The 12,714-nt window shown below is 41.8% G+C and carries 12 protein-coding genes; 5 read left to right on the top strand and 7 right to left on the bottom strand.

Annotation, left to right across the window (positions count from 1 at the left end; all coding sequences use genetic code 11):
• The first annotated feature begins 288 nt into the window (after nucleotides 1-288).
• The 3 genes from sgrR (at nucleotide 289) to P3L44_RS06080 (ending at nucleotide 4,023) form a co-directional block, all read left to right on the top strand.
• A complete protein-coding gene (gene sgrR, locus P3L44_RS06090) occupies nucleotides 289-1,965 on the top strand; it encodes an HTH-type transcriptional regulator SgrR (RefSeq protein WP_153673180.1) in 1,677 nt (558 codons plus the stop codon).
• A 566-nt stretch (nucleotides 1,966-2,531) separates the two neighbouring features.
• Complete coding sequence (mutH, locus tag P3L44_RS06085; protein WP_036958529.1) at nucleotides 2,532-3,215, top strand: DNA mismatch repair endonuclease MutH; 684 nt, start codon at nucleotides 2,532-2,534, stop codon at nucleotides 3,213-3,215.
• Between the two features lie 76 nt (nucleotides 3,216-3,291).
• Nucleotides 3,292-4,023 (top strand): TerC family protein, encoded by a 732-nt coding sequence (locus P3L44_RS06080; RefSeq protein ID WP_140171052.1) that lies wholly within the window; start codon nucleotides 3,292-3,294, stop codon nucleotides 4,021-4,023.
• Here P3L44_RS06080 and P3L44_RS06075 read toward each other — a convergent pair.
• Nucleotides 4,020-4,268 (bottom strand): helix-hairpin-helix domain-containing protein, encoded by a 249-nt coding sequence (locus tag P3L44_RS06075; protein WP_140171053.1) that lies wholly within the window; start codon nucleotides 4,266-4,268, stop codon nucleotides 4,020-4,022. The two genes, P3L44_RS06080 and P3L44_RS06075, sit on opposite strands and share 4 nt — an antisense overlap.
• Before the next feature lie 163 nt (nucleotides 4,269-4,431).
• Between P3L44_RS06075 and P3L44_RS06070 the strand changes: the two genes are divergently transcribed.
• On the top strand, nucleotides 4,432-5,307 hold the full coding sequence (locus P3L44_RS06070) for an alpha/beta fold hydrolase (protein WP_140171055.1): 876 nt from the start codon (nucleotides 4,432-4,434) through the stop codon (nucleotides 5,305-5,307).
• A gap of 64 nt (nucleotides 5,308-5,371) precedes the next feature.
• Here P3L44_RS06070 and P3L44_RS06065 read toward each other — a convergent pair whose 3' ends face one another.
• The 3 genes from P3L44_RS06065 to speA form a co-directional block, all read right to left on the bottom strand.
• Nucleotides 5,372-6,151 (bottom strand): acetoin reductase, encoded by a 780-nt coding sequence (locus tag P3L44_RS06065; RefSeq protein WP_140171057.1) that lies wholly within the window; start codon nucleotides 6,149-6,151, stop codon nucleotides 5,372-5,374.
• 336 nt (nucleotides 6,152-6,487) lie between these two features.
• A complete protein-coding gene (gene speB / locus P3L44_RS06060) occupies nucleotides 6,488-7,408 on the bottom strand; it encodes an agmatinase (RefSeq protein WP_094961355.1) in 921 nt (306 codons plus the stop codon).
• A gap of 276 nt (nucleotides 7,409-7,684) precedes the next feature.
• Nucleotides 7,685-9,589, bottom strand: coding sequence for a biosynthetic arginine decarboxylase (speA, locus tag P3L44_RS06055; protein WP_140171059.1), 1,905 nt, complete (start codon nucleotides 9,587-9,589; stop codon nucleotides 7,685-7,687).
• Nucleotides 9,590-10,307: 718 nt separating this feature from the next.
• Here speA and metK point away from each other — a divergent pair.
• Entirely contained in the window at nucleotides 10,308-11,459 is a 1,152-nt protein-coding gene (metK, locus tag P3L44_RS06050) for a methionine adenosyltransferase (protein WP_272662099.1), read from the top strand.
• Between the two features lie 70 nt (nucleotides 11,460-11,529).
• Here metK and P3L44_RS06045 read toward each other — a convergent pair whose 3' ends face one another.
• The 3 genes from P3L44_RS06045 to P3L44_RS06035 are packed head-to-tail and all read right to left on the bottom strand — an operon-like array spanning nucleotide 11,530 to nucleotide 12,710.
• Nucleotides 11,530-11,940 (bottom strand): DUF6691 family protein, encoded by a 411-nt coding sequence (locus tag P3L44_RS06045; RefSeq protein WP_004262080.1) that lies wholly within the window; start codon nucleotides 11,938-11,940, stop codon nucleotides 11,530-11,532.
• Between the two features lie 4 nt (nucleotides 11,941-11,944).
• Nucleotides 11,945-12,382 carry a YeeE/YedE family protein gene (locus P3L44_RS06040; RefSeq protein WP_272662098.1) on the bottom strand — a complete coding sequence of 146 codons (438 nt, stop codon included), beginning with the start codon at nucleotides 12,380-12,382 and terminating at the stop codon, nucleotides 11,945-11,947.
• A gap of 1 nt (nucleotide 12,383) precedes the next feature.
• Nucleotides 12,384-12,710, bottom strand: a complete 327-nt coding sequence (locus tag P3L44_RS06035) for an ArsR/SmtB family transcription factor (protein ID WP_004262083.1) — start codon at nucleotides 12,708-12,710, stop codon at nucleotides 12,384-12,386.
• Nucleotides 12,711-12,714: the final 4 nt, after the last annotated feature.

The raw sequence follows: 12,714 nt of genomic DNA, 5'->3' as shown, positions 1-12,714 counted from the left end.
TTTTTCTAAATAGTTCGCACTGTAGCTAGGCGGTGAGAGAAGATATCTTGGGGAGCATACATAAGTATGTGACCCAAGTAGCTGAACGAAACCAACAACGCGACGGTGCGAAATATGACGAAAAAATAAAAAAAAGCCGGTAAAAACCGGCTCGGTGATAAACACCATTACTCTAAATGGGGGAGTCGGCCTGCAACATGCAAACCAAACGAGCTACTTACTGCCTTCTATTATCGTGAGATTTTAGGAAATTAAAATTGATGTATTTTTTGCCGGAGTTCCTCTTTTATGTCTAATTCGCGATTACAAACCCAGTTCATTCGTCTCTGGCAACACTTTCAGGGCCAAGACAGTGAAACAACTCTGCAAGATATCGCTGATACGCTGTTTTGCTCTCGCCGTCATGTTCGGACGCTACTTAATAATATGCAGTCACAAGGTTGGCTCAGTTGGCAGGCTGAGTCTGGTCGAGGAAAACGCTCGGCCCTTATTTTTCATGTTAATGGCTTAGAGCTACAACAGGCACAGGCTGAACAACTACTCAAAGAAGAAAGTATTGAAAAACTTGTCGCCCTAGTGGGTGATAAGGAAACCATTCGCCAAATGGTATTGTCTGAACTGGAACGCAGCTATCGACAAGGTAAGAATTTATTACGGATTATTTATTATCGAGATTTCCCGACACTTCTTCCTGGCGCCCCCATGCGCCGCTCAGAAATTCACTTGATGAGCCAAATTTTTAATGGTCTTACCCATATAAATGAGGAAAAAGGGGAAGTGGAAGATGGCCTTGCCCACCATTGGCAACCCATAAGTGATACCCAATGGCGTTTCTATTTACGCCCTGCTATTTATTTCCACCATGGGAGAGAAATGGTTGCCGACGATATTATCTATTCCCTTTTACGCTTAAAAACCTGTTGGCCGCTATTTTCACATATACAATCCGTCAGCTCACCGCAACCTTATGTGATTGATATCACGTTAAGTGAGCCTGATAAACAGCTACCTTGGTTATTAGGCAGTCATCATGCGGCTATTTTACCGAAAGAGTGGGAGAGCCTCGAAAACTTTAGCCGTTGCCCTATCGGCACTGGTCCCTATCAAGTAGAAAAAAACTTGCCACAAAAGCTGACTATCACGGCTTTCGACCGCTATTTTGGCTATCGTGCACTGCTAGATGAAGTGACCATTTGGGTGGTTCCTGAACTTTCAGAACAAATGGTTTGTACGACATTAAAAATGGATGGTGACAAGCACCATAATGATTCACTTGAAAGCCGCATGGAAGAAGGCTGCTATTTCCTCTTAATGGATCAGCGCTCACCGGTTGCTCAGCGTGAAGATGTCCGTAAATGGTTATGTAGCTTTTTAACACCTGTCAACCTACTTGCCCATTGTGAACCGTTTTATCAGCGCCATTGGGCGCCAGCTTATGGCTTATTACTCCATTGGCATCATAGTAAAATGCTAACCTTGTTCCCTAAGCCTGAAGATTTGACTGAGCTGACTGTTACTTTTTATCGCAACCACCATGAGTTCTATGCGATTAGCCAAATTATGAAACGCGTGTTACAGACACAAGGCGTGGAGCTCAAGATTAATATCATTGATTATGATGATTGGTTTAATGGCAATGGGCAAAGTGATATTTGGTTAGCAACAGCTAACTTTTTTAAACCTCTTGAATTTTCTATCTTTGCTACCTTGTACGAAATGCCATTACTGCGCGAATGCCTTAATAACACTCTCCGCGATGAACTTAATCTATGGCGTAATAACCAATTAGATGTAGAAGCCTGGTGTGAAAGCTTAATTGACTCGCAAATTTTCCACCCTATTTTTCATCATTGGCTTGAACTACAAGGCCAAAAAACCATGCGCGGCGTACGGATGAATACCTTTGGCTGGTTTGATTTTAAATCTGCATGGTTTAAACCCTCTGAGGATAACCTAGCAAAATAATGATAGTTATAAACAGACAAAATGAATAATAAGGATGTTATTCACTTTTTCTGTGGATATCCATGTGAACAACCTCATGGTAATCAGGGTATATCCCCAAGCCACTTTTTTATCAAAAAAAAGAATAGTCAAATAATCATTGATAAATCAAAGAAGTAAATAACAAAAAAGCGTTTTATCCACTGGCTATTTTTCTAGCTAAAATACTTAAGACTTTAACTGAGCAAAGATCAAACAACGTTGTATTTATCCACAAGATATGTGCTCAACTTACTCATATTTTGTGATATTCGTCATAAAAACCGTTTAGTCAAGGCTGTAAATACACACAGTAATCTCTATTTTTCACAGTTATCCAGAAATCCTGTGGATAACCTAGTGCATGATCCTGTGATTATCTTGGGATGAACTTGAATAACCTCTGTTATAATTTATGACCTGGATGAATAAATAACATTATATCCCTATATATCAAATAGTTAAAAACATCAAAGAAAAAGTGTTATACTTCTTCAGTTCTATGTATTTTCACTGGCTACTTTTTATACATTAATATTCAAACCATGATGCCATTTATTGCGCCACCGCCACCTGATAACGAAGCAACCTTAATGGGTCGAGCGCAAGCCCTTGCTGGCTATACGCTTGGTGAGCTCGCCCAACATGCTGCTATCCCTATCCCTCCTGACCTCAAACGAGATAAAGGCTGGGTTGGTATGCTATTGGAATATTATTTAGGTGCGAGTGCGGGAAGCAAGGCAGAGCAAGATTTCGCTCATATTGGGATTGAATTAAAAACCATTCCTATTGACCGTTATGGTGCTCCACTCGAAACGACCTTTGTTTCTGTAGCGCCATTAACGGGGAATAGTGGCTTAACATGGGAAAATAGCCATGTTCGCCGCAAACTATCCCGCATTTTATGGTTTCCTATCGAAGGGGAAAGGCAAATTCCACTCTCACAACGCAGAGTCGCAAACCCGTTAATCTGGAGCCCATCTCCCTTTGAAGAACAGTTACTAAGACAAGATTGGGAAGAGCTAATGGACCTCATTGTATTAGGCAAAGTGGAAAGTATCACTGCACGCCATGGGCAGGTATTACAGATCCGCCCTAAGGCCGCAAACAATAAGGCACTAACTGAAGCGATTGGTGAGTTCGGTCAACCGATTATGACGCTACCTCGTGGTTTTTATCTCAAAAAAGATTTTACCGCGCCCCTGTTAGCGCGGCATTTTAATCTAAGTTAGTCGCTAACCATCGCCTGTACCAAAGCAGACGATAAATTATTATCACTGTTTAATTTGTTAATTAGAAGGTACTAAGATGTTTGAATGGATACTGGACCCCAATGCTTGGATGGCACTCGCCACACTAACCATATTAGAAATTGTCCTAGGCATCGATAATATTATTTTCCTCAGTATTGTGGTGAGCAAGCTTCCAAGCCACCAGCAAAATAGTGCCAGACGGACAGGCCTTATTGCGGCAATGGTGATGCGCCTTGCGTTATTGGCTTCGATTGCTTGGTTATCACGCCTTACCACGCCGCTTTTCACTGTCGCAGACCATGTTGTATCCGCTCGCGATCTCATATTATGCGCAGGTGGGATCTTCCTTATTTGGAAAGCAAGCCAAGAAATTTTTGATACGATTGAAGGGGAAAGTGAAAATAATCTAGCAAATAAAAAAGTCAGTTCATTTTGGGGCGCTATCGTGCAAATTGCTTTATTAGACATTATCTTCAGTTTAGATTCCGTGATCACCGCAGTGGGGCTATCAGACCACTTATTTATCATGATGGCAGCGGTAGTCATCGCTGTACTCATTATGATGCTTGCGGCCAAACCCATTGGCGACTTTGTTGAGCGCTACCCTTCCGTCAAAATCTTGGCCTTATCATTTTTGATTTTAGTTGGCTTCACATTGCTGCTTGAAAGTGTTCAAGTCCATGTTTCTAAAGGCTACATTTATTTTGCTATGTTTTTTTCTATGGCAGTGCAAGTTCTCAATATCTTGCGCAGCAAAAAATGGAAAACCAGAAACCAAACCGATTAAGATGGCAATCTAACCGCTTGTTTAGCTGCTAAAATAGCCCCCTCTACCGCTTTTTTTGCTTGTGGGCTATTTTTCCAGCAACTTGAGCCTGTTAATGCGGCACCAGAGCTCAAAATTTCATCATAGGAGGCTTCACTCAATTGTGCGAGTGAGCTAAAACCCATTTGTTCCAAGCGGCTAATTACCGTGGGCCCGACACCCTTGACGGCCAATAAAATCTCTTTTTCTGATTCGGAAAATGCCATTTGACGATTCTCTTGTGAATGAATTTATATTTATTAAGCTAATATTTTGCATTTTACCTATTTAATACTTTAAAATTACAATTATAACAATGCCAGTTTTAATAATTATTAACTGACCTATCTTATCACCCCATCTGTACCTGCTTTGTGTTAGGAATTCACCATGTATAACGCACCACTGACTAACCCACATCAACACACGATGCAATTACCTGATAGCCGACAATTTTGCTGGTTTGAATCAGGTCCTAAAACAGGCTTCCCTGTTATTTTTTGTACCGGTGCGGGCATGAGTGGTTCATTAGGATTTGGTTTGGATTTACTCGAACGACTAAACATTCGTTTGATTGTTCCTGAACGTGCGGGGCTTGGTGACTCAACATTTCACCCTGAAAAATCATTAAAAAATTTTGCTCTGGATGTTCAAGCGCTGTTAGATGAGCAATCTATTACTCAATATTCTGTCGTCGGTTTTTCTCAAGGTGCTGTTTTTGCCATGGCTATCGCTCACTATTGCCAACCTATTTCACTGTCTATCGTGTCAGGGCAAGACCAATTTGAATACCCTGCAACTCGCGCAATACTCAGTGCTGATATCGTGAACATGCAAGAGCAAGCCCTTAACAGCCCTGAAACGCTGTCAGATTGGCTATTAAAAAATGTCACCGGCGAGTGGCTGTTGGCATTTATTCTTAATTGCAGCGCAGAAATCGACCAACAACTCTACAATGAAGAACATTTCCTTGAAGCATATAGCCATTGCATGCGACGTGCTTTCGCTCAAGGCAACCAAGGTTATGTTCAAGACTTATTGATTGCATTACAGAACTGGGAATTCACCCCTGAAACGACCCGCGTGCCTGTCTCTTTATGGTATGGCGAACTCGATATGAGCACTGTTCATTCCCCTGATTTTGGCAAAATATTAGCCAGCCGTTTTCCCAATTGCCGACATCATTTGTTAAGTCATGAGGGAGGCTCCCTACTGTGGACACAAGCGGAAGCTATTTTAACCGATATTCAGCAGCACGCCGCATAAACAAAAACCGCGATGAGTTATTCATCGCGGCTATTTATTTACACCCTAAATTCACATAAGTGAATTAACGATAGACAATTCCACCGTCAGTCAAAATAGATTGACCAGTAATATAGTCAGAATCATCGCTTGCTAAGAATGCCACTAGACTCGCGACATCATCAGGGGTTTGAGCACGACCAAGCGCGATCCCTTCAACATATTTTTTGTAAGTCTCGCCTTTTGGTGCACCTGTAATTTCAGCAAAGCGCTCATCAATCTCCACCCACATATCTGTACCAACAATACCAGGGCAATACGCATTTACGGTGATCCCTGAGCTTGCGTATTCTTTGGCTGCGGCTTGGGTTAACGCGCGAACGGCAAATTTCGTGGCAGAATACACACCTAACATCGCAAAACCATCATGCCCTGCAATTGAGGACGCATTGATGATTTTCCCTTTATGTTTACGCTCTTGGAATTTCTCGCTCGCTGCTTGAATACCCCACATGGTGCCATCCACGTTAATTTTGAAGATTAAATCCATATCTTCTTGGCGAACATCAGCGATTGGCTTAACTTGTGCAATCCCTGCGTTATTAATCATTACATCAAAACCACCTAACTCAGCTTCTGCATGAGCCACCGCAGCAAAAACTTGGTCACGTTGACTGATATCTGCGGCAAATGTTGTTACTTTACGGCCTAAAGCTTCAATTTCTTTGGCAACATCTTGAAGCTTGTCTTTTTTCAAATCTACCAGTGCGATATCAGCCCCTTCTTTCGCTAAACGTAGTGCGATACCACGGCCAATCCCTTGAGCTGCACCAGTAACTAAAATAACTTTATTATTTAACGCCATACTTATCTCCTACTGAGTAATAGCCAAATTGACTAGTTTACCTTTAATATTAAGTTAGCAACAATAACAATAAGTTACAAAGCAATGATTTTACTCTAACATTTAATATTTATAAAAAATATTACACTATTAACATGGTGAATATATTTTTTTTACCGTAGAAAAAAGCATATATACGTAAATTACAAGATTATTGTTAATAAAAATCATTCTCAACTCAATAAACAAAAAGTGCGATTCCTTCATTTTCAGTATAAATAATAATCACATAGATAAATTGTGGATATAAAAAAGCCACCAATCGGTGGCTTCTTGATACAGTAAAATATAAATAACTTATTTTTTAGCAGCTTGGATATACAGCATTTCTAATGCAATAGACGCTGCGGCGAGTGCCGTGATTTCAGATTGGTCATAAGCCGGAGCCACTTCGACTAAATCCATACCCACGATGTTTAATGACTGTATTCCACGCAATAATTTCAATGCACGATCTGACGTTAAACCACCAATAACAGGCGTTCCTGTCCCCGGCGCAAACGCTGGATCAAGGCAGTCAATATCGAAAGTCAGGTAAACGGGTAGATCGCCAACAATCTCTTTGATTTGCGCAACCATATCATCCACACTGCGATCATTCACCTGACCTGCATCCAATACAGTAAAGCCATTGTCGCTGTCATGTTCGGTACGAATACCAATTTGTACTGAATGATTTGGGTCGATCAGACCTTCTTTTGGTGCATGATAGAACATGGTTCCGTGGTCAAATTTGCTACCATTGCCATAGGTGTCCGTGTGTGCATCGAAATGAACTAAGGCCATTTTACCAAAGTGTTTCGCATGAGCTCGCAGCAATGGCAGTGTAACGAAATGGTCACCACCAAAGGTCAAGCAACGTTTACCTGATTCAAGTAGTTTTTCAGTGTGTGCTTGCAGCTTGTCACTCATGTCTTGCGCATCACCAAAAGCAAATACCACATCACCACAGTCAACAACATTCAAACGGTCTGTTAACTTGAAATTCCAAGGCCAGCGGTGGCTTTCCCATGCAAGATTTGTAGAAACTTGACGAATTGCGGCTGGCCCATGACGGCTACCTGCGCGACCTGAAGTTGCCATATCGAAGGGTACACCGGTGATCACCCACTCTGCATCTGAACTATAAGGCTGAAAATTCAGCGGGAAACGTAAGAAACCAAATGCGTTAGAAACCAGTGAGTTATCAACTTGATTGCCTAAAGTACTATTAATCATTTCTGTTCCTCAAAATAGGCCTACCCATTAGCAAGCCCTTTTAATATTCGATTCGAATCGTTTTACCTAAATCAACTTCGCACAGTATAAATAATAAACAAATCATGTTATTTGCACAAAGTTATTATCTGTTCAGTATATTAATGCGCTAAATAGTTCGTGCTGTCGCTAGGCGGCAAAATGAGCCAATCCCTAGGAGCATACACAAGTATGTGACTAGGGTTGGCAAATGCAGCCAACAACGCGACGGTGCGAAATATAACGCGCATTGAGCATTTATTCGTCTTCTAAATAAGTATACCCATACAAACCATTCTCGAACTCAGCGACAAAGTCTTTTTGTAACTGCTCACTCAAGCCTGTCCCTTTTACTTGCTCTGTGAAGCTTTCTAATAGGACTTCTGGGACTAATTTGACGTATTGCAGCATATCTGCGACAGAATCGCCCTCTTCACTTTGCAAGTAACGCAGATTACCTTGGCTATCAACCCAGACATCTATTGCTGCGGTATCACCAAACAGATTATGCATATTACCTAAAATTTCCTGATACGCCCCAATCATAAAGAAACCTATCATAGGCGGGTTTTCAGGGTCGTAGGCAGGCATTGGCATAGTAGTTTCAACACCATCACCATCAACGTAATGGTCAATAATACCATCAGAATCACAGGTGATATCTAACAATACCGCACGACGGTCTAATGGTTTATCTAAACCTTCAATCGGTAATACTGGGAAAACTTGGTCGATTCCCCAAGAGTCTGGCAGCGATTGGAATAAAGAAAAGTTCACATAAAACTTATCAGCCATGCGCTCTTGCAGTTCGTCGATAATTGGACGATGAGCACGGTTACTTGGGTCGAGATCTTGCTGGATACGACGGCAAATATTCAGGTATAGCTCTTCTGCCCATGCACGTTGAGTCAAATCTAACACGCCGTGTGCATACTGAGTATGCGCTTCTTGTAAGTCGAATTGGCTATCATGCAACCATTCGCGTAATGAACGGCTACTGCCCTGATGCTGCATTGACTCCCAGGTTTCCCATAAGGAAATTAATGAACGCGGTGCATCCTCATGAGGTGGTGTGGTTTTGGTAAATTCATTGCGTTCAACCCCAATCACATTGGAGACTAAAACCGTATGATGTGCGGTCAATGCTCGGCCTGACTCCGTGATCACCGTTGGGTGCGGTAAATTAAACTCCTCACACGCATCCCCAATCGCCCAAATGACGTTATTGGCGTATTCATTTAAGCCATAGTTAACGGAGCAATCGGATTGAGAACGTGTACCTTCATAGTCAACACCAAGGCCACCGCCCACATCAAAGCACTGGATATTGACACCTAAGCGATGCAATTCCACATAAAAGCGGGCTGATTCACGAACCCCAGTGGCGATATCGCGAATATTGGCCATCTGAGAGCCTAAATGGAAATGAAGCAACTGCAAACTATCTAGGCGATTTGCATTGCGTAAAATTTCCACTAATTGTAATACTTGGGTTGCAGCCAAACCAAATTTAGATTTTTCACCACCACTGGCTTGCCACTTGCCTGAACCTTGAGAAGCCAAACGGGCGCGAACCCCTAAGCGTGGTGTGACATTCAAGCTTTCCGCTTCTTTTAACACCATCTCAATTTCAGACATTTTTTCGATAACAAGGTAAACCTTGTGGCCTAACTTTTCCCCAATTAACGCTAATCGGATATATTCACGGTCTTTATATCCATTACAAACAATAACGGTTTGTGTTTTGTCTGCGTTCGCTAAAACTGCCATTAACTCCGCTTTTGAGCCAGCTTCAAGCCCTAACGGCTCCCCTGAATTCACTAGCGATTCAATCACTCGACGTTGCTGGTTAACTTTTATTGGATAAACCAGAAAGTAATCGCCTTTATAGCCATAAGACTCACGTGCGCGTCTAAATGCTGCATTTATTGAACGTAAACGATGCTGTAAGATTTGCGGGAAACAAAACAGTGCAGGTAAGCGTAAATGCTCCTGCTCTTCTTTCACTTGATTAACAAGGTCAGCTAAATCAACAAAGGTGTCAGGGTTCTCAGGATTCGGGCAAACACAGACATTTCCGCGCTCATTCACCTGATAGTAACCACCACCCCAATACGCGATGTTGTACGTCTGACGCATTTTGCGAGCGATATTATCATTCATAATAAACTCCTGTATGGAGGGGTGAGTGACGCGTTCTCCTTCCTGATGTATGTCAGTGAAGACATAACACTGCAAGGCAGTTATGTTGGGGAAACGGCAATACTCAGATTTTAATAAAAAGTGCTTAGAACTTCTAAACAGTGACAATATACGACCTTAAGCTGACAGATTAATGACTCAGCCTCGAAGGTGTATTAAAGATGTGACGGTAACTTCGTGATGAAGTAAAGAATGACAGGAAAGTAAATGCCAAAGTCACGCGGCGGTCCGCATATGACGGTTGGATACTGTTATTCAGTAGATTATGGATCATTACCCATTAACCCCCAATATAACTGTTTACCCTTTTAAAATTTCAATGTGGTAGCACTATTTTGGCAGGTTGACCTGTTGATTTAAGCTATATCACCTTATTTTTCATTGAAATTCAAAAGCTTATAAACATTCCTGATAGATAGCAGTCATTTTATATTATCCTGCTGGTATATAACGGGAAATAACAACCATCCGTTACGGTCGCAGTTTATACATCTATTACGCTCAAAAAGCAAAACCAAAATGACTAAATTGCGATAAAACTTTACCTATTGCTGTTTTATGTCTCTATTCGTTTTTTGTATAAATACAGGTAGAAATTTTTACTGTATGAGACTAAAATAGCCGTCTAGATGTTAAAACATCCAATTATAAATTTGCGAATTCTTAAGGTATTAATCTCATGGCTACACATCTCTTTACTTCTGAGTCTGTATCAGAAGGGCATCCAGATAAAATTGCTGATCAAATCTCTGACGCAGTACTTGATGCTATTCTGGAACAAGACCCGAAAGCTCGCGTTGCCTGCGAAACCTACGTCAAAACAGGTATGGTAATGGTCGGGGGAGAAATCACCACCAGCGCTTGGGTTGATATTGAAGAAATCACGCGCAAAACTGTTCGCGAAATTGGCTATACCAGTTCCGAAATGGGCTTCGATGCCAATTCATGTGCCGTTTTAAGTGCGATCGGTAAACAGTCGCCCGATATCAACCAAGGTGTTGACCGTGTTGACCCATCAGAACAAGGCGCGGGTGACCAAGGCCTAATGTTTGGTTATGCAACCAACGAAACTGATGTATTAATGCCTGCTCCTATTACTTATGCACACCGCTTAGTGCAGCGCCAAGCAGATGTTCGTAAAAATGGCACGCTGCCATGGTTACGCCCAGACGCGAAAAGTCAGGTTACATTCCAATACGACAACAATAAAATTGTGGGTATTGATGCCGTTGTTTTATCTACTCAGCATTCTGAAGATATTCAACAAAAAGACCTGCATGAAGCCGTGATGGAAGAAATCATCAAGCCAGTTCTACCTGCAGAATGGTTATCAAAAGAGACAAAATATTTTATTAACCCAACGGGCCGTTTTGTTATCGGTGGGCCGATGGGTGACTGTGGATTAACTGGCCGTAAAATCATTGTAGATACCTACGGTGGTATGGCTCGTCATGGTGGTGGGGCATTCTCTGGTAAAGACCCATCAAAAGTTGACCGTTCAGCAGCCTATGCAGCACGTTACGTGGCAAAAAATATTGTCGCAGCAGGCCTTGCAGACCGTTGTGAAATCCAAGTTTCTTACGCTATCGGCGTCGCGGAACCTACCTCGATTATGGTAGAAACGTTCGGTACCGGTAAAGTTGATGGGTCGCTGTTAATCCAATTAGTTCGTGAATTCTTTGACTTACGCCCTTACGGCTTAATCAAGATGCTTGATTTATTACACCCTATTTACCAACAAACTGCTTCATATGGCCATTTTGGTCGTTCTCAGTTCCCTTGGGAAAAAACTGACAAAGCTGAAGCATTGCGTGCCGCTGCAGGCTTGTAATCTCTTTAGTCAATAAGTCACATACAAAAACCCATCAAATGATGGGTTTTTTATTGCTCACAATGAACGATTAATTTTTTTGCGTAAACTGGAAGATAGCCATTCCCGCAACCATTGCTAATGTAAATATTATCCCTTGTGTCAATCCCATTCCTGTTAACAATAATGCAGGCCCTGGGCAGATCCCTGCTAACCCCCACCCCACACCAAATAATACACTTCCGGTGACTAGTTTTTTATCTATCGTTTGATTGGTAGGAATTTGCAATGGGCAATTAAGTACACTAACAGAACGTTTTTTAACCCCTAAGAAAGCAATACCACTGATTACCATTCCAACTGCCATCGTAATTAATAAAGAAGGATCCCACGTTCCCGTAATATCTAAAAATGCCAAAATTTTTGCTGGATTTCCCATCCCGGCAATGACCAATCCTAAACCAAACAGTATCCCTGAAATTAATGCGATAAGAATAGGCATTGCTTTATCTCCCTATCCCATAATGGTTGGCTAGTGCGACTGTCGCAAAAGCAACAATCATAAAGACTAATACTGCAACAATTGAACGACGGGATAACCTTGCCATGCCGCAGATCCCATGACCACTAGTACAGCCACTTCCCAGTCGTGAACCAAAACCGACAAACAACCCAGCTAATACTAAAATAGGTGTGCTGGTCGCAATGTTAACTTCTGGTGTATACGCCAACCAAGTAAACAACGTTGGGGCGCTCATCAAACCAATAATAAATGCCAATTTCCATGCAGTATCCCCCTTAGTTGGTTTCAATACCCCCCCTAAAATACCGCTGATACCTGCTATACGACCATTGAATACTAATAAAATTGCTGCGGCTAAGCCAATCAGTACACCGCCAATCGCGGCAGAAAGTGGCGTAAAATTAGCCCAATCTATTGTCATTTCATTTCTCCTTCACAGGGCAATAAAGCTGATATAACGTATTGAGCAACGTAAATAATTTTTCATCTGCTATCGCATAGTAAATGCGCTTTCCTTCTCGACGCGTCATCACTAAGCCTTCATTACGCAATACTGTTAATTGTTGAGAGAGTGTCGGTTGTAATATTCCTAACTGCTCTTCTAACTCACTAACGCAGGCTTCACCCTGTGTTAATTGGCATAATAAAATTAAGCGATCTGGATTCCCTAGTGTTTTCAATAATGAAGCCGTTTCTGATGCGGCCTGCTTCATCGCTAACAGTTGCTGTTCAGAGGTATTATTGGGCATATGT

The sequence above is a fragment of the Providencia sp. PROV175 genome, assembly GCF_032707045.1.
Lineage (GTDB): Bacteria > Pseudomonadota > Gammaproteobacteria > Enterobacterales > Enterobacteriaceae > Providencia > Providencia hangzhouensis.
The sequence above is the reverse complement of the archived record's forward strand: the minus strand, read 5'-3'. Positions and strand labels throughout refer to the sequence as shown.